The organism is Bradyrhizobium sp. SYSU BS000235 (genome assembly GCF_049747295.1).
Classification (GTDB): domain Bacteria; phylum Pseudomonadota; class Alphaproteobacteria; order Rhizobiales; family Xanthobacteraceae; genus Afipia.
In genome coordinates this window covers 2,022,610-2,038,704 of record NZ_JBMHJM010000001.1, presented here as the reverse complement: position 1 = coordinate 2,038,704, position 16,095 = coordinate 2,022,610, and the positions used below count along the sequence as shown (strand labels likewise).

At 60.0% G+C, this 16,095-nt stretch carries 17 protein-coding genes; 10 read left to right on the top strand and 7 right to left on the bottom strand.

Features of this window, described 5'->3' with window-relative positions:
* The first annotated feature begins 40 nt into the window (after nt 1-40).
* Entirely contained in the window at nt 41-568 is a 528-nt protein-coding gene (locus ACP0KA_RS09505; protein ID WP_424628550.1) for a hypothetical protein, read from the top strand.
* Between the two features lie 100 nt (nt 569-668).
* Here ACP0KA_RS09505 and ACP0KA_RS09500 read toward each other — a convergent pair whose 3' ends face one another.
* The 4 genes from ACP0KA_RS09500 to ACP0KA_RS09485 form a co-directional block, all read right to left on the bottom strand.
* Complete coding sequence (locus ACP0KA_RS09500; protein WP_424631541.1) at nt 669-2,147, bottom strand: L,D-transpeptidase family protein; 1,479 nt, start codon at nt 2,145-2,147, stop codon at nt 669-671.
* A 314-nt stretch (nt 2,148-2,461) separates the two neighbouring features.
* Nucleotides 2,462-3,424, bottom strand: a complete 963-nt coding sequence (locus ACP0KA_RS09495; protein ID WP_424628549.1) for an acetyl-CoA carboxylase carboxyltransferase subunit alpha — start codon at nt 3,422-3,424, stop codon at nt 2,462-2,464.
* A gap of 145 nt (nt 3,425-3,569) precedes the next feature.
* The gene (gene xerD, locus ACP0KA_RS09490; RefSeq protein ID WP_424628548.1) at nt 3,570-4,532 is read right to left on the bottom strand and encodes a site-specific tyrosine recombinase XerD; all 963 of its coding nucleotides are present in this window, start codon (nt 4,530-4,532) and stop codon (nt 3,570-3,572) included.
* Between the two features lie 11 nt (nt 4,533-4,543).
* Complete coding sequence (locus ACP0KA_RS09485) at nt 4,544-4,690, bottom strand: histidine kinase (protein ID WP_424628547.1); 147 nt, start codon at nt 4,688-4,690, stop codon at nt 4,544-4,546.
* A gap of 366 nt (nt 4,691-5,056) precedes the next feature.
* Between ACP0KA_RS09485 and ACP0KA_RS09480 the strand changes: the two genes are divergently transcribed.
* From ACP0KA_RS09480 to ACP0KA_RS09470, 3 genes are read left to right on the top strand one after another with little or no spacing between them, the layout of a single operon-like run.
* The gene (locus ACP0KA_RS09480) at nt 5,057-5,680 is read left to right on the top strand and encodes a shikimate kinase (RefSeq protein ID WP_424631540.1); all 624 of its coding nucleotides are present in this window, start codon (nt 5,057-5,059) and stop codon (nt 5,678-5,680) included.
* Nucleotides 5,677-6,819 (top strand): 3-dehydroquinate synthase, encoded by a 1,143-nt coding sequence (gene aroB, locus ACP0KA_RS09475; RefSeq protein ID WP_424628546.1) that lies wholly within the window; start codon nt 5,677-5,679, stop codon nt 6,817-6,819. The genes ACP0KA_RS09480 and aroB overlap by 4 nt, the downstream gene beginning before the upstream one ends.
* A gap of 19 nt (nt 6,820-6,838) precedes the next feature.
* The gene (locus ACP0KA_RS09470; protein WP_424628545.1) at nt 6,839-8,143 is read left to right on the top strand and encodes an HlyC/CorC family transporter; all 1,305 of its coding nucleotides are present in this window, start codon (nt 6,839-6,841) and stop codon (nt 8,141-8,143) included.
* Between the two features lie 25 nt (nt 8,144-8,168).
* Here the strand turns inward: ACP0KA_RS09470 and ACP0KA_RS09465 are convergent, their stop codons facing one another.
* Nucleotides 8,169-8,414 carry a BolA family protein gene (locus ACP0KA_RS09465; RefSeq protein WP_424631539.1) on the bottom strand — a complete coding sequence of 82 codons (246 nt, stop codon included), beginning with the start codon at nt 8,412-8,414 and terminating at the stop codon, nt 8,169-8,171.
* Between ACP0KA_RS09465 and ACP0KA_RS09460 the strand changes: the two genes are divergently transcribed.
* Both ACP0KA_RS09460 and ACP0KA_RS09455 read left to right on the top strand, forming a co-directional pair.
* Nucleotides 8,307-8,561: a hypothetical protein gene (locus tag ACP0KA_RS09460; protein ID WP_424631716.1), complete on the top strand. Its 255-nt coding sequence runs from the start codon at nt 8,307-8,309 to the stop codon at nt 8,559-8,561. The genes ACP0KA_RS09465 and ACP0KA_RS09460 overlap by 108 nt on opposite strands.
* Nucleotides 8,562-8,567: 6 nt before the next feature.
* Nucleotides 8,568-9,209, top strand: coding sequence for a J domain-containing protein (locus tag ACP0KA_RS09455; RefSeq protein ID WP_424628544.1), 642 nt, complete (start codon nt 8,568-8,570; stop codon nt 9,207-9,209).
* A gap of 43 nt (nt 9,210-9,252) precedes the next feature.
* On the opposite strand, the gene ACP0KA_RS09450 is transcribed toward ACP0KA_RS09455, so the two are convergent.
* Nucleotides 9,253-9,903, bottom strand: a complete 651-nt coding sequence (locus ACP0KA_RS09450; RefSeq protein ID WP_424628543.1) for a DedA family protein — start codon at nt 9,901-9,903, stop codon at nt 9,253-9,255.
* 268 nt (nt 9,904-10,171) lie between these two features.
* Between ACP0KA_RS09450 and cobS the strand changes: the two genes are divergently transcribed.
* The 3 genes from cobS to ACP0KA_RS09435 all read left to right on the top strand — a co-directional run bounded on the left by cobS (nt 10,172) and on the right by ACP0KA_RS09435 (nt 14,242).
* On the top strand, nt 10,172-11,167 hold the full coding sequence (cobS, locus tag ACP0KA_RS09445) for a cobaltochelatase subunit CobS (protein WP_424628542.1): 996 nt from the start codon (nt 10,172-10,174) through the stop codon (nt 11,165-11,167).
* Nucleotides 11,168-11,296: 129 nt separating this feature from the next.
* A complete protein-coding gene (gene cobT, locus ACP0KA_RS09440; RefSeq protein ID WP_424628541.1) occupies nt 11,297-13,195 on the top strand; it encodes a cobaltochelatase subunit CobT in 1,899 nt (632 codons plus the stop codon).
* Between the two features lie 3 nt (nt 13,196-13,198).
* Nucleotides 13,199-14,242 carry an esterase-like activity of phytase family protein gene (locus ACP0KA_RS09435; protein WP_424628540.1) on the top strand — a complete coding sequence of 348 codons (1,044 nt, stop codon included), beginning with the start codon at nt 13,199-13,201 and terminating at the stop codon, nt 14,240-14,242.
* Between the two features lie 88 nt (nt 14,243-14,330).
* On the opposite strand, the gene rpmB is transcribed toward ACP0KA_RS09435, so the two are convergent.
* Nucleotides 14,331-14,624: a 50S ribosomal protein L28 gene (gene rpmB / locus ACP0KA_RS09430; RefSeq protein WP_424628539.1), complete on the bottom strand. Its 294-nt coding sequence runs from the start codon at nt 14,622-14,624 to the stop codon at nt 14,331-14,333.
* Between the two features lie 532 nt (nt 14,625-15,156).
* On the opposite strand from rpmB, the gene ACP0KA_RS09425 reads away from it, so the two are divergent.
* Nucleotides 15,157-16,011 (top strand): DUF3108 domain-containing protein, encoded by an 855-nt coding sequence (locus tag ACP0KA_RS09425; RefSeq protein ID WP_424631538.1) that lies wholly within the window; start codon nt 15,157-15,159, stop codon nt 16,009-16,011.
* The last annotated feature ends 84 nt before the right edge of the window (nt 16,012-16,095 follow it).

Below are 16,095 nucleotides of genomic sequence, written 5' to 3'. Positions count from 1 at the left end.
TGTCATGATGCGAGGCAGACGCTGGAAGGGAAGCTCCTGCATGTACAAGGCACTCCTTGTCGCTCTCACGACCTCGGCTCTTTGCACCGGCGCTGTCGCGTCCACTGCCGCAGTCAGGAAAGAGCCGCTCGATGCTGCGACCCTCAGCGCCATTAAATCGAAGTTCGGCAAGCTGATGGAATTGGCCAACAAGCACGATTTCAAGGCTCTGCATGGGATGTTCTGGCAGTCGCCTTCGACCCTATTGGTGGCTAAGAGCGCGATTCAATCCGAGGGAAACTGGGCCGGCTTTTGGGGCAACGAGGCGATTGATCAAAAGCTGCATGATATCGGCAGCTCCGGTCCGGTCGTGCTCGCGCCGGATTATTCGAAGCTCAAGGTTGTCGGCCTGACGCGCGACGTCGCTGAGTCCTATGTGCCGATGAACATCACGGTTTCTTATGCGGGGCAGGACGGAACAGCTCGGCCGTTTCTCATGATCATCAACTGGCTTCGCGTCGGGAAGGATTGGAAGGTCGCTTCCGAAATCATTCTGCCGGTGCCTCCCGTGCCCGCCGCGAAGGGCTAGGCGCGAGGCCTCAACTGTTCGGTAGCGCCGCCTCGATTTCTTCCGTACTGAACGCAACGTCGGGGGACGTCACGCACTTGACTGTCTGCGAGAAGTTGAATTAGCGAACGGTCGACCAGCGGCTGTCGAATGAATTCGACGGCACCGGGGCCTGCGCGCCGGCGATGGATTGCTGCGCCGGTGGCGCCGCGGCCCGCGCCGGTTCAGGGAATACGCTCTTGGGCTGGGCCTGGGCCTGCTGCGTCTTGTCCAGCGGAATCACGCGTGGTTCGGCAGGCCTGGATTCAGCAGGCTTCGCATGCGCCACTGACTTTGCCTTCTGGGTAACCGGCTTCACCGGCTTCGACGCCGCGGCAACTGTCGTCGGCGCCGGCGCTGGATCGCGCCGCAGACCAACGGATCGCGACAGACGGCTCAGGAAGCTCTCATTTGAAGAGGATGACGTTGTATTCGTGGCGCTTGTATCGGGAGCCGGCGTTGAGACAGCGACCATCGGTTCGCCGCTGGATGACGACGACCCGAACATCGGTGCTTCCGGCGCCCTTGGAATGGTGGCGTGCGAGGGGACGGTTCCCGGCGCAGGCAGATACGATGCCACCGCGTAATCGGTCACGTCCTTGTCGATGGCAGCTTCGCCTTCGGGCAGCTTCGATGCGAAGATCGGGTGCATGCCGCCGTCGATGCCGGCGCGCGATCGCGCGACAGGGGTTCCGCGGCCAACCAACTGCGCAATCTTCGCATCGTCCTGACGTTCCTTTTCACGCACTGCGTCGGCGATGTCCTGCGGGATTTCATAGGCCGGGCACTGGGCAGAGGCATTGAAAGTCAAAGGCCGCGTCGAATTCGCCGGCTTCTGCGCATCGAAAACGTACTTCTTCTCGCAGAAGTCCACCTTCGGCTCCTGCTTCGTCACTTCGAAGTGGTCGTTGCCTTCCTTGATCATCTTCCAGAACGGCATGTTCGGATTGTTCCGATACTTTGCCATGTTCTGCGCATTCATCCGGAACGGATAGGCCTGCACCTGAAACGCGCTCTGACCGCCGAAGAACGACTCGCGGCCCAATGCGTAGATTTCCGAAATCTGTTCGTCGGTCATGGCGTAACAGCCGCGCGATGAGCAATCACCATGCACCATCAGCTGCGAGCCGGTCCGTCCCCATGACTTATCGTAGGCGTTCGGATAGCCCATGTTGAACGACAGATAATACGCCGACTGCGGATTCATCTGCGCCGGCGTAATCGAATAGAAGCCTTCCGGCGCCTGACGATCGCCTTCCTTGATCTTAGGACCGAGGTCGCCCGACCAGCGGCAGATGGGATAGGTTTTCAGCAGCGCGAAGTGACCGGTGCGGTCCTGCTTCCAGACTTCAAGCTCGGCTTCCTGCTTGAACAGGCGCACCAGCATCGGCGAGCCCTTGTCCATGTTCTTGGCTTCGATTTCAGCCAGCAGCTTTTCCGGGATCGGTTTGGTCGCTTTTGCGGTCGGCGAAATGGCGTCGCCGTTGCAGCCCGACAGCAGCACGCCGAGCGCAAGCACAGCCGAGGTGGCCAGCGCGCGAACCATCGTGCGGTCGGTCAATGCGAAAATCGGCAATCCCCAACTCCGGCTATCATCCCCGCCGCGAGAGCATTCCCCGGCAAAATGGCATCCTGTAGGCCGCAGAAGAAATCATCACCTTCAATCGGCTGCGCCTGTTTTCATCGTCAAGGCAAAGTCATCCTGACAGTGAAAAACGCGCGGAATTAATTGAACAATCATTAGCCTTAAGGGCTGCGGCTCGCAAGCCGAACGGCCTGCTCGGGCGGGCTCCGCGTCAGGATGGTCAATGGTGCGTAAACAGGCGCGCTGGACCGAAGTGCCCAGAAAAAGCCATAAATGACGATCGGCGTCAGCTAGCTGAGCTTGCGTCCGATCTCAAGGAATTTGAGGCGCCGCTGCTTGCGAACCGCCGCAGCATCCAGACTGCGCATGTCATTGAAGGCCTGCGCAATGGCGTCTCCGGTCTTGGCGATCATGCCCTCCGGATCGCGGTGAGCCCCGCCCGGCGGCTCCTTCAAAATGGTGTCGATGACGCCGAAGCGTGCCAGATCCTGCGCCGTTATCTTCAGGTTGGTCGCCGCTTCCTGCGCCTTTGCAGCGTCGCGCCACAAAATCGAAGCCGCGCCTTCGGGCGAAATCACGCTGTAGACCGCGTGTTCCAGCATCAGGACACGATTTGCGGTTGCAATGGCGATGGCGCCGCCGGAGCCGCCTTCGCCGATGATGACCGCAACGTTCGGCACACCAAGGCTGAGACAGGCGTCGGTTGAGCGTGCAATCGCTTCCGCCTGTCCGCGCTCTTCCGCGCCGATGCCCGGATATGCGCCTGCCGTATCAACCAGCGACAGGACGGGAATTCCGAAGCGATCCGCCATTTCCATCAGGCGAACGGCCTTGCGATAGCCTTCAGGCTTGGCCATGCCGAAATTGTGCTTCAGTCGCGTTTCGGTCGTGGAGCCTTTTTCCTGGCCGATGACACAGACGCTCTCGCCGCGGAAGCGGCCGAAGCCACCGATCAAGGCGTCGTCGTCGCCGAATTTGCGGTCGCCGGCGAGCGGGGTGAATTCGGTGATCAAGGACTTAACGTAGTCGACACAGTGGGGACGCAGCGGGTGGCGCGCGACCTGTGTTTTCTGCCACGGTGTCAGATTGGTATAGAGCTCGTGCAGCGCCTGCGTCGCTTTCTCTTCGATGCGCGACACTTCTTCGCCGATGTCGCTGCCGCTCGCGGCGAGCGCGCGCAATTCGTCGACCTTGGAATCAAGTTCGGCGACCGGTTTTTCAAAATCGAGATAGCTGCGCATCAGGTCCGACATGTGATGGGTACATAGGGTCTAACGCGCTTCCAGCGAAGGGCGGATGAAACGACGTTTGAATGCTTGTTGGCGTCTTTCAAGTCAAGAAGGGGGCGCAAGTCAAGCTCCGGCTCAAAACATCCTGATATTATTGATTTATTTAGATCTAGTTGTCGGCTAGCGGGTGCAGGTCTCGAACCAGGCTCTTGAGCCTTTCCTCCACTATATGGGTATAGATCTGCGTCGTGGAAATATCGGTATGTCCGAGCAACGTCTGAACGATGCGCAAGTCCGCGCCATTGTGCAGAAGATGGCTTGCAAAGGCATGACGTAGGACGTGAGGACTGACGAGGCGCGGCGCGATGCCCGCGCTGGCTGCGAGTTCCTTGAGGTCGCGGGCAAAATGTTGGCGCGTCAGGTGGCCACTCTCGCCGGACGACGGAAAAAGCCATTTCGAAGTCGCTGCGGCCTTCTTCTTCTGCTCGCGATGGGTTGCGTCCACCGCGGCGAGATAATCCGCCATGGCCTGCTTCGAGGCATCATTAAGCGGCACCAGCCGCTCCTTGTTGCCCTTGCCGCGCACCACGATCATCCGCGCGTCGCGTCGCGCCGCCGATAACGGAAGCGAGACCAGTTCGGAAACCCGCAGACCGGTGGCGTAAAGAACTTCAAGCAGGCACGACAGCCGCAGGGTGCGAAGACGCTGCAAGGACGACTGGTCGGGCGTCTGCGCCAGCGTTCGCGCGTGTGTCAGAAGACGATCGACATCCGCGATCGAAAGCACCTTGGGAAGGCTGCGGCCGCGCTTTGGGCCGGACAGGATCGCGGCCGGATCATCGTCACGTGCGCGCTCGTTCAACAGAAATCGGAACAGGTGTCGCATCGACGATAGTTTGCGCGCGACGCTCGATGATTTGAATCCGCGGCTATCGAGATCGGCCAAATAGTCGCGCAGGATTTGCGTGTCCGCAACAAGGAACGTCTTTTTCCGGTGGGCGATGAATTCCGAGAGATCCTCGAGATCGGAGCGATAGGCTTGCAGCGTGTTCTCGCCCGCGCCTTGCTCGGCAGCGAGCATGTCGAGAAACAAGGTGGTGAGGCGGGTGTCAGAAGATTTGTCGAGCCGCATCGCGGTCCCGTTTATTGTTTGAGAAATTTATCGGGCGTGATGGTGACGGTCATTTCGCGCGGCTTCGGGTTGACGAAATTGGCAAGCGCGAAAATCCCGCCATAGATCAGCCCGCCTAGCACTGCGACGACGGTCAGGAAGCGGAACAGGCTGGGCATCGAACTTTGCCTCGAAGGAGCGTTGGGGAGCCTGAGTTAATGCCGTGGCAGCCGCATGTTAACCAATGGAACGTGTCCGGCAGATTGATACCAACTACCAACATGTTCGCGCTGTTTCGGCAAGAGACACTAGTGGAGTGGATTTGACATTCACGACCCCGTTGGCCGCGGGCCGGCAAAGCGAATGTCAAATCCAGAACTCCACTAGGAACCAATATTTGGTAGTGATCCCTTGATTCTAACGTTCGCAAAAGTGCCGGCCCCAAACAGGGTGCGAGCGTTAGAATCGGACCACTAGCGGCCTCGTCCGCTGGAGTAGTATAGGGTGTGGCGAGAACCGCATTCGCGGTTAGCCAGGCTCAAATGATGACCGAACCCGCGGCCAGACAGCACGACCCCACGGCCCAGGAGGCCGAAATCACAGCGGCGCTGGGCCCGCGGTCTATTGTGCTCGTCGGTATGATGGGGGCGGGGAAGTCGACCATCGGCCGCAGGCTGGCCGCGCGGCTGCGGCTGGAGTTTCTGGACGCAGACCACGAGATCGAACAGCGCCATGGCGGCATGACCATCCCGGAGATCTTCGCGGAACACGGTGAGCCGTACTTCCGGGACGGCGAAGCCCGTGTGATCGCCGCGTTGCTCGATGGTCCGTCCTGCGTGCTGGCCACGGGGGGCGGTGCCTTCATGCGGGAGGAAACCCGCAACCGTATCCGCGCGAAGTCCGTGTCAGTCTGGCTGAAGGCGGACGGTGATATCATCCTGCGACGGGTCAAGCGGCGCTCCGACCGGCCTCTGCTGCAAACCGCGGATCCTGCCGCGACCATTGAACGCCTGATCGTCGAACGCAGTCCGTTCTATCAGCTCGCCGACATCGCCATTGCATCCCGCGACGTGCCGCACGAAAAGATTGTCGACGAATGCATCGACGCCATTCATGCCTACCTGCTGTCCGGTAGCACAGCCCCATCCTCTGCGAACGAAGCCCCATGACCGTTTCCATCAGAACTTCCGCCCCGGTGACAGTCGATGTCGCCCTTGGCGACCGCGCCTATGACATCGTGATCGGCCGCGACGTGCTGCCGTCGCTGGGTCACCGCATCAAAGAGCTGCGGCCCGGCGCACGCGTGGCGATCGTCACCGATCGCACAGTGGCAGGTTATTGGCTCGATAAGACCGAAGCCGCATTGTCGGAAGCGGGCGTCGTGTCCTCGCATTTTGTGGTGGGTGAGGGCGAAGCCTCCAAGAGTTATGCGGTGTTGCAGGATGTCTGCGAGGCGCTGATTGCCGCGAAGATCGAGCGCAACGATCTGGTGATCGCGCTGGGTGGCGGTGTGATCGGTGATCTGGCGGGGTTTGCCGCCGCGATTGTCCGGCGCGGCGTCGATTTCGTCCAGGTGCCGACATCGTTGCTGGCGCAGGTCGATTCATCGGTCGGAGGCAAGACCGGGATCAATTCGCCTCACGGCAAGAATCTCGTGGGTTCGTTTCATCAGCCCGTGCTTGTGGTGGCGGATACCGCTGTGCTGGACACGTTGTCGCCGCGCCAGTTTCGCGCGGGCTACGCAGAAGTCGCCAAATATGGCGTACTCGGCGACGAAGCGTTTTTCACGTGGCTGGAAGCAAATCACGCCGAAATTTTTTCCGGCGGCAATGCGCGTGAGCACGCGATCGCCACCAGTTGCCGCGCCAAGGCGGCCATTGTCGCGCGCGACGAGCGCGAGAACGGTGAGCGCGCGCTGCTCAATCTCGGTCATACATTCGGCCACGCACTCGAGGCGGCAACAGGCTTCTCTGACCGGCTATTCCATGGCGAGGGTGTCTCCGTTGGCATGGTGCTTGCCGCTGAATTCTCGGCGGAAATGAATATGATCCCTGCTGCGGATGCGGAGCGCGTGCAACGGCACCTTGCCGCCGTCGGCCTGCCGACAAGCCTGCAGGACATCGCAGGTTTCCGGCAGGAAGGCCTCGCCGATGCAGATGCCCTGATGGCGTTGATGGCGCAGGACAAGAAGGTGAAGCGCGGACGGCTCACTTTCATCTTGCTCGAAAAGGTCGGCAAGGCCGTGATCGCCAACGACGTGGATCCCTCTGCCGTTCGCAATTTCCTGGTCCGCAAGCTCGCTTCTTAACGAGGTCGATGAAATCGCCATGTACTGGTTCTCGTTCGGCGTCGTGATCGGGTGTCTGCTGATTTCAGCTTTTTTCTCGGCGAGTGAGACCGCGCTGACCGGGTCATCGCGGTCGAGCATGCTGCGGCTGCAGAAACAGGGCAGCCACGAGGCTGGCATCGTTGCCTACCTGCTCAATACCCGCGAGCGCATGATCGGTGCGCTGCTGGTTGGGAACAATCTGGCCAATATCGGTGCCTCAGCGCTGGCCACCGGCGTCTTCACGGCGTGGTTCGGCGAAGTCGGTGTGCTCTACGCCACCGGCGTCATGTCGGTGCTGGTGATCATCTTCGCCGAAGTGCTGCCGAAGACCGTGGCGATCAACGCGCCGGACCGTATTTCGCTATTGGTGGCGCGACCGATGACATTGGTGGTCGCGGTCTTGAGTCCTTTGCTCACCGTGATCGAGGTTATCATTCGCGTGCTGCTCAAGCTGCTGCGAATTCCCGTCGGGGCCAATCAGCCGCTCTTGTCGCCGACGGAGCGGCTGCGCGGCGCGGTCGATCTCATCCACCACGAGGGCGGCGTTGAGAAGCATGATCGCGACATGCTGGGGGGTCTTCTCGATCTGAAAGATCTCCAGGTCTCGGATGTCATGGTCCATCGCACCGAGATGGTCATGATCAATGCCGACTTGCCGTCGGAAAACCTGGTCCGCGAAGTGTTGGCGACCGAGTACACCCGCATTCCGTTGTGGCGTGAGAAGTCGGAAAACATTGTCGGCGTTCTGCATGCCAAGGATCTGCTGCGTGCCATTCAATTGGCCGAGGGTGATATCTCCAAGGTCGATGTGGCGGCGATCGCGCTTGAACCTTGGTTTGTGCCGGAGATGCGGCCGCTTTCCGAACAGCTCAAGGCGTTCCGTCGCCGCAAGACCCACTTCGCATTGGTGGTCGATGAGTACGGCGAGGTCGAGGGGCTGGTCACCCTCGAAGACATTCTGGAGGAAATCGTCGGCGACATCTCGGACGAGCACGATGTTGCCGTGGCCGGGGTGCGCGCGCAGCCGGACGGTTCGGTGTTTGTTGAAGGATCGGTGCCGATCCGCGATCTCAATCGCGCGATGGACTGGAATTTGCCGGATGAGGAGGCCACGACCATCGCAGGGCTCGTGATCCACGAGGCGCGATCAATTCCCGACCGCGGGCAGAGCTTCACGTTCCATGGCTTCAGGTTCCGCGTGCTCCGGCGCGAGCGAAACCGCATCACCGCGCTTCGAATCGTGCCATTGCCCCGTGAGCCTGACACGTTCCAAAAAGTGCCAAAGGCCGGAACGTCGTTCTGAAGGCTCGAACGTCAAGCCTTGAAGATCAAACCTTGTTTTCGCCCGGAGCATGCGCCTTGATGGCCAGAGCATGAACCGAGCCGGACAGCTCGGGCGCCAACAGCGTATTTATCATGCGGTGACGGTCGATCCGGCTCTTCCCTTCGAAGGCCTTTGATACAATATGTACCCTGAAGTGCGTCTCACCGCCTGGCCTATGGCCGGCGTGGCCCTCATGCAAATGGGACTCGTCAATGACGTCGATGCTTTCGGGAATGAAAGCTTCGTTCAACTTATTTATGATAATATCTCTGGTCGTCATGATCCGCGCAATATCGTCACTTATGTACGTTCGTCAATGGCGCGAAACAGCGAACCGGAAATCGGGACGCTAATTTACGTGTCAAGACTTGAAGCTTTCAGCAAGGCATCGTCATAGTCAGCCATGACCTTCGAATCGAAATACTTCGACAAGATCCGCATCAAACCCACCGCGAAGCAGAAGCCGCGCGTCAAGGAAGACGTGGTTATGTGTGAGTGGCCGGAGTGCAAGAACACCGCGCCGCATCGCGCGCCGAAAGGCCGCGGCAAGGAGAAAGAGTACTGGCATTTTTGCCTGAACCACGTTCGGGAATACAACCAGTCCTATAATTTCTTCCAGGGCATGTCGAACGAAGCGGTCGCCAGCTATCAGAAAGATGCGCTGACCGGACATCGCCCGACATGGAAGATGGGCGCCAACGGCGGCACCAAGGGCAAGAAGGGCAAGGCCGATCTCGACATCGACAGTGCGGTCGATCCGTTCAGCGTGTTCAACGAAATGAACGGCCGTAACCGCTGGCGGCCGGGCGCAGACTCGAAGTCTGAACCGAAGGCGGAAACGCGAAAAGTTTTCAATGCCGAACGCAAGGCGTTGCAGGTGATGGGTCTGGGGCCGGAAGCGACGCTTGAGGACGTGAAAACCAAGTACAAGCTGTTGGTGAAGCAGCATCATCCGGATGCCAATGGCGGCGATCGGTCCACCGAGGACCGGCTGATTGAGATCATCCAGGCCTACAACTACCTGAAAACGGTGGTGCGCACCTGATCGTTCGGGTGCTCAGGCGAATCTGAAAAACCCGGACGGCGATCTATCGGGCCGATGTATCGGCCGATAGTGCGTCGTGCCGCCGTTTCTTGCGCCAGCAGAAAAGCGCCCAGCCAAGACCGCCCACCGCAATGATTCCGCCCACCAGGGGCAATGCATAATGCTCGGCCTTCATGCCCCATCGCTCGGCGGCTGAGCCCGCCAGCACACCGGGTAGGATCATGGCTGGTGCCCACAGCAACACAGCCGGTATCATGGCCGCGAAAAAGCGTGGTGGAGTCATGCCAAGGGCGCCGGCGATGATCGGCACCACGGCGCGTACCGGCGGCACAAAACGGGCGAGGAACACCGCGAAGGTTCCGTAGCGATGGAAGAACGTCTCGCTCTGTGAGACGATGGCCGGGTACTTCGATAACGGCCATGCCGTGAGGACCTCGCGCTCGGCGCGGCGTCCCAGCCAGTAAGCTAGCCCATCGCCAATGAGGGCGCCGGCGATCGCCGCGGCCAATATTGGTGCAAGCTTAAGGTTTCCACTCGGGACCAGCGCGCTGAGTGCCACGATGACGGTGGAGCCTGGAACAAACGCGCCGACGATGGGTATGGCTTCCAGGAGCGCAGCCAGGAAGATCGCGGCATAGGCCCAGGAGGCGTGGGTCGAAACGAGGCCCATCAGATCTTGAAGATATGAAATCACGCGCGATCCGGTGATGGTGGCTGCAAAGGCTGATTCTCACGAGCTTATTCGAAAATCGGCCCTTCGGAGGCTTATCTGGCCTGCGCGTCATGCACAGGGCAGCCCTTCCAAACTGGCAATCACGGTTTATCTGGATGATAATACAGTGGAACTTTCAGCGGGATGCGGGCTTCTGCCGTTCGCCTCTCTCTGCTAGGTTGAAATCAGCACCCCACCCCGCAGCAAGCATGTCTGGTTTCGGGAGAACATCCGGGACCACGGAGGATTGATGACCGCCGCCACGACCACATCGCAGGAACCCGCAAATCTCCCCGACATGAAAGTGTCGGTTCGTCAGGTCTTCGGCATCGACAGCGATCTTGAAGTGCCCGCCTATTCGAACAGCGACCCACATGTGCCGGAAACCGATTCGGACTATCGGTTCGATCGCGCCACCACACTCGCCATTCTCGCAGGCTTCTCGCGTAACCGCCGTGTGATGGTCACCGGCTATCACGGCACCGGCAAGTCGACCCACATCGAGCAGGTCGCGGCGCGGCTGAACTGGCCTTGCGTGCGCGTCAACCTCGACAGCCACATCAGCCGTATCGACCTCGTTGGCAAGGACTCGATCGTCGTCCGTGACGGCAAGCAGGTCACCGAATTCCGCGATGGCATTTTGCCATGGGCGCTCCAGCACAATGTGGCGCTGGTGTTTGACGAGTACGACGCAGGCCGTCCGGACGTGATGTTCGTGATCCAGCGCGTGCTCGAAGTGTCGGGCCGTCTGACCCTGCTCGACCAGAACAAGGTGATCAAGCCGCACCCGGCGTTCCGCCTGTTTGCGACCGCCAACACCATTGGTCTCGGCGACACATCGGGCCTCTATCACGGCACGCAGCAGATCAACCAGGGCCAGATGGACCGCTGGTCGATCGTCACCACGCTGAACTACCTGCCGCATGACAACGAGGTCGAGATCGTGCTCGCCAAGGCGAAGCACTACCAGACCGACGCCGGGCGCGACATCGTCAACAAGATGGTTCGTCTTGCGGACCTGACGCGCAATGCCTTCGCCAACGGCGATCTGTCGACGGTCATGAGCCCGCGCACGGTCATCACCTGGGCGGAAAATGCCGATATCTTCGGCGATATCGGTTTTGCCTTCCGCGTGACCTTCTTGAACAAGTGCGATGAGCTTGAACGCCCGCTGGTTGCTGAATTCTATCAGCGCTGTTTCAACGCGGAGCTGCCTGAGTCATCGGTGAACGTCGCGTTGAGCTAAGGATGAACTTCTCCCCCCGCTGGGGAGAGGTGGCGAGCGAAGCAGGTTGGGTGAGGGGCTTCGTGTTCCGCTTCCGCATTACTCCTTCACCCCGCCCTCTCTTCGGAGTGGGCGAGGGAATAGGGCGCGATGAGCACATCCAATATTAAATTCAAGACTGGCTCCAAGGAATCTCCGACCGAACCGTTCAAGCGAGCGGTGACGTCCTGTTTGCGGGCGATTTCCAAGCAGCCCGAACTGGAAGTAACGTTTGCAGCCGAGCGTCCGGGACTTTCGCCCGGCAAGGCGCGGTTGCCGGAGCCCGCACGAAAGCTGACACGGAAGGACGCGGCGATTGTGCGCGGCCATGCCGATTCCATCGCTTTGCGGATTGCCTGTCACGATCCGAAAGTTCACCGCAAGCTGGCGCCGGGCAACCCGCAAGCGCGCGGCGTGTTCGATGCCGTCGAGCAGGCGCGCGTGGAAGCGATTGGATCGCGGCGGATGGCTGGGGTCGCCAAGAATTTGACGGCGATGCTCGATGATCATTTCCACCGCGGCAAATACGACGAGATTACCGATCGTGCCGATGCACCGCTGGCCGATGCGCTGGCGATGATGGTGCGTGAGCGACTGACCGGTCTCGCGCCCCCGGCCGCGGCCCGCAAGATGGTCGATCTCTGGCGTCCAACGCTTGAAGACAAGATCGGCGCGCGTCTCGATCAACTTGCCACCTTTACCGAGGATCAGGCCCGCTTCGGCGATGCGGTCCATGATGTGCTCGAAGCGCTGGAACTCGTCGACGACAGCAATGCCGAGCAGGACGAGGACGACAATCAGGAGGACAACCGCGAGGGTGAAAAAGATCAATCCGGCGCGGAAGGTTCACCGGAGAGCGATTCGTCGGAGGAAATGAGCGCCGATCAGGCGCAGTCTTCCACCGAGGAGATGTCTGAAAACGCGATGGAGAGCGCGCAAGCCTCCGCCAGCGATACCTTCGATGATGCCGATCTCGGCGAGGATGAAACACCCGGCGAGGCGCAGCGCCCACAGAACCGGGGTGCGAACGAGCCGCGTGGGCCGGAGTATCACGCGTTCGCTCCGAAATTCGACGAGGTCGTCTCAGCCGAAGACCTCTGCGAACATGACGAACTGGAGCGCTTGCGGAGCTATCTCGACAAGCAGTTGGCCCACTTGCAGCACATCGTGGCACGCCTGGCCAATCGCCTACAGCGAAAGCTGATGGCGCAGCAAAACCGTGCCTGGGAGTTCGATCTCGAAGAGGGAATCCTCGACCCTGCGCGGCTGTCGCGTGTGGTCACCGATCCGCATCATCCGCTGTCCTTCATGCATGAGAAGGAGGCGACGTTCCGCGATACTGTGGTGACGTTGCTGCTCGACAACTCCGGCTCGATGCGCGGGCGGCCGATCACGGTGGCTGCGACTTGCGCCGATATTCTGGCGCGCACGCTGGAGCGTTGCGGGGTCAAGGTCGAAATCCTCGGCTTCACGACACGGGCGTGGAAGGGTGGACAGTCGCGCGAGGCGTGGCTTGCCGCGGGCAAGCCGGCCAATCCCGGCCGTCTCAATGATTTGCGCCACATCATCTACAAGTCGGCGGATGCGCCCTGGCGCCGTGCGCGCAAGAATCTCGGCTTGATGATGCGTGAGGGTCTGCTCAAGGAAAACATCGACGGAGAAGCGCTCGACTGGGCGCACAAGCGGTTGCTCGGCCGATCCGAGCAACGCAAGATCCTGATGATGATTTCGGATGGTGCGCCGGTCGACGACTCGACGCTGTCGGTCAATCCGGGGAATTACCTGGAGCGGCATCTGCGTCACGTCATCGAAGAGATCGAGACCCGGTCACCGGTGGAATTGATCGCCATCGGTATCGGCCACGATGTCACGCGCTATTATCGCCGCGCCGTGACGATCGTGGATGCCGAAGAACTCGGCGGTGCGATCACCGAAAAGCTGGCAGAGCTGTTCAGCGAAACCCATGTTGAAACACCAGCACCGTCACACCGCCGCAGATTGCACTCCTGACACATGAGCATGGAATTAAGCCGCCGCCGGTTGCTCTTGAACGCCGCGGCGGCGTTTCCCGCGGGTAGCGGCCTTCTCGCCCCGCTTCATGCGATGGCGCAAGACGCGTCACATGATGGGCCTGTTTCCCTGGATGTGAATGCACGCCGGATCGAGCACTTCGATCCTCGCGATGCGTCGCACGTCCGCTATGGTGCGCTCGAGTTTCGCGGCGGACTGGTGCTGACGTCCTCGTTCCGCGGCTTTGGCGGCTTGTCGGCATTGCGACTCGACAAGAAGGGCGAGCATTTTATTTCGCTCAGCGACAAGGCAAACTGGTTCACGGGGCGGCTTGTTTATCGTGGCAACACGTTGTCGGGCCTCGCCGACGTGAAATCCGCACCTGTGCTCGGCAGCGACGGCAAAAAGATCACCCAGCGCGGATGGTACGACACCGAGTCGCTCGCGTTCGATGGAGCGACAGCCTATGTCGGCCTCGAGCGGGTCAACCAGATCCTGCGTTTTGATTTCGGCAAGGACGGCATTCGCGCCCGGGGCATGCCGATATCGGTCCCAGCGGGGGTCGAGAAACTGCCCTTCAACAAGGGACTCGAGTCGCTGGTCTTCGTGCCGAAGGGACAGCCGCTCGCAGGGACCCTGATTGCAATCTCCGAGCGAGGTCTTGATCCAGCGGGAAACATTCTGGGCTTCCTCATTGGTGGACCAGCGCCCGGGCAATTCTCGGTCAGCCGAACCAAAAACTTCGACATCAGCGATGCGACGTTGCTCCCGTCGGGTGATCTGCTGCTGCTCGAAAGAAAATTTTCGATGATGGAGGGAGTTGGTATCCGTATTCGGCGCGTATCTGCCGGCTCGATTGCTCCAGACGCCGTGATCGATGGTCCAACGATTTTCGAAGTCGATCTCGGCTATGAGATCGACAACATGGAAGGCATAGACACCCATGTCGCGGAGAACGGCGATACGGTGGTGACCATGATTTCCGACGACAACTTTTCCGTGATCCAGCGGACGCTGCTGCTGCAGTTCACGCTGGTGGAAGAGTGAGGGGCGACTTTCTGCGAAGATGCACGTCAACGAAAAAGGCCGGGGGTAAGCCCGGCCTGTCGAACGATTTTATAAAAAGAAGCAGAGCTTAGCTGGCTGCAGCGAGCTTCTTCTTTTCGATCTGGCGCTTCAGCTCAACAGCCTTCGGCGAAAGCTCGGCGGCATTCGCTTTGATCAGGAAGGCATCAAGGCCACCACGATGATCAACGCTCTTCAGTGCGTTGGTCGAGACACGCAGGCGCACGGTGCGGCCCAACGTGTCCGAGATCAGCGTGACGTTGCACAGGTTCGGCAGAAACCTGCGCTTGGTCTTGCGGTTCGAGTGGCTGACTTTGTGGCCAACCTGAGCGCCTTTGGCGGTCAATTCACAGCGCCGAGACATGGCGAAAATCCTCTGTCATCCCCGGAGCCTGCCCGTTTGAAAGGAGCTCGCGTGGGGGTTTGAAAGCTGTCCATTTTCAGGAACCGCGGACGTATAAGGGCCCAGCCGTCCAGCGTCAAGGCGAGAGCGCTGTTCCAGTGGTCGAATCATGACGATTTTCGTCAAAGGTGGCCTAGTGTCCCGAATCCGAAGTTCGCCTCGTCTTGCAGCGCATCCCTAACGAACTTCGGATTCGAAAGGACACTAGCAGACCTATGATTCTAGTGTGGTTCAGGTTCAGAAGTTCGCTTGAAGGACGTGCGGAGAAAATGAAGCGAACTTCTGAACCACCACACTAGCCTGGAACGCGATTTCCCTCGCTAATACAGGGATTTCTCCAACATATAAACGACGTATTCCCTGACAAAATGAGGGTAACAGGATTTCAAAGAAACTCGCGCGAGCCTCGCGAGGCGGCTTTCCCGGCGGGATTTTGCCGGATATTTCAGTCGGTCGACGCGTCGTTGCGCTACAGGATTCTCCACTGGTGGATATGCCCCGTTTATTGATGCCTCGCTGGCCGCTTGGCTCCATGGCGCGTGTTTTTAGCGCATTGTTTACCTTCGCGGCATGTGTCGGCCTGACTGCTCCTGCAATGGCCCAGGGTCGGCTGGACGCGAAATACGAAGCGTCTCTCGCTGGGATTACCATCGGCAAGGGCGGATGGATCGTCGATATTGCCGAGGACCAGTATGCGGCGGCCGTGAGCGGCGCCACCACCGGCCTGATGAAGTCGATTGGCGGCGGCAGCGGAACCGGCACGAGCCAAGGCCGGATCGCGAACGGCCAACTGGTGCCCTTGAGCTATCTGTCCACCATCAACTACGGCAAAAAGGCCGAAATTATCCGCATCCTGATGGCTGGCGGCAGCATCAAGGAAACGTCGATCGAACCCGAGCCGCCGGTGACGCCCGACCGACTTCCGGTCACCGATGCGCATCGCCGCAACGTCCTTGACCCGATGACCGGTTCGCTGCTGCGTGTCCCGGGAACGGGGGATCCGTTGAGCCCCGAGGCTTGCCGCCGGACGATCCCGGTGTTCGACGGCCGAATGCGCTATGACCTCAGCCTCGATTACAAGCGCATTGAAATGGTCAAGGCCGAAAAGGGCTACAAAGGCCCCGCAGTGGTGTGTGCGGTTTATTTCACGCCGATCGCGGGTTACGTCCCGGACCGCGCTGCGATCAAATATGTGGCGGCCCAGCGCAACATGGAAATCTGGTTCGCCCCCATCGCAGGGACGCGTGTCCTTGTTCCGTTCAAGATCGTGATCCCGACCCCGATCGGCACCGGGATCATCGAGGCAACGGAATTCATTTCGGTGCAAAAAACAGCAAAGACGAACTGAGCATGATCCGGAAAAGTGGGAACCGGTTTTCCGAAAAGATCATGCTCAAGCTAAAGAGAATGAGCGGATTCCGGCTCTGAATCA

What these genes read in the sequence shown, in the direction of transcription:
- ACP0KA_RS09480 (WP_424631540.1), top strand. Translation starts at nt 5,057, where the DNA reads ATGACCGAACCCGCGGCCAGACAGCACGACCCCACGGCCCAGGAGGCC.
- ACP0KA_RS09485 (WP_424628547.1), bottom strand. Translation starts at nt 4,690, where the DNA reads ATGCCCAGCCTGTTCCGCTTCCTGACCGTCGTCGCAGTGCTAGGCGGG.
- ACP0KA_RS09495 (WP_424628549.1), bottom strand. Translation starts at nt 3,424, where the DNA reads ATGTCGGACCTGATGCGCAGCTATCTCGATTTTGAAAAACCGGTCGCC.
- xerD (WP_424628548.1), bottom strand. Translation starts at nt 4,532, where the DNA reads ATGCGGCTCGACAAATCTTCTGACACCCGCCTCACCACCTTGTTTCTC.
- ACP0KA_RS09470 (WP_424628545.1), top strand. Translation starts at nt 6,839, where the DNA reads ATGTACTGGTTCTCGTTCGGCGTCGTGATCGGGTGTCTGCTGATTTCA.
- cobS (WP_424628542.1), top strand. Translation starts at nt 10,172, where the DNA reads ATGACCGCCGCCACGACCACATCGCAGGAACCCGCAAATCTCCCCGAC.
- cobT (WP_424628541.1), top strand. Translation starts at nt 11,297, where the DNA reads ATGAGCACATCCAATATTAAATTCAAGACTGGCTCCAAGGAATCTCCG.
- ACP0KA_RS09455 (WP_424628544.1), top strand. Translation starts at nt 8,568, where the DNA reads ATGACCTTCGAATCGAAATACTTCGACAAGATCCGCATCAAACCCACC.
- aroB (WP_424628546.1), top strand. Translation starts at nt 5,677, where the DNA reads ATGACCGTTTCCATCAGAACTTCCGCCCCGGTGACAGTCGATGTCGCC.
- ACP0KA_RS09435 (WP_424628540.1), top strand. Translation starts at nt 13,199, where the DNA reads ATGAGCATGGAATTAAGCCGCCGCCGGTTGCTCTTGAACGCCGCGGCG.
- ACP0KA_RS09505 (WP_424628550.1), top strand. Translation starts at nt 41, where the DNA reads ATGTACAAGGCACTCCTTGTCGCTCTCACGACCTCGGCTCTTTGCACC.
- rpmB (WP_424628539.1), bottom strand. Translation starts at nt 14,624, where the DNA reads ATGTCTCGGCGCTGTGAATTGACCGCCAAAGGCGCTCAGGTTGGCCAC.
- ACP0KA_RS09460 (WP_424631716.1), top strand. Translation starts at nt 8,307, where the DNA reads ATGTACCCTGAAGTGCGTCTCACCGCCTGGCCTATGGCCGGCGTGGCC.
- ACP0KA_RS09425 (WP_424631538.1), top strand. Translation starts at nt 15,157, where the DNA reads ATGCCCCGTTTATTGATGCCTCGCTGGCCGCTTGGCTCCATGGCGCGT.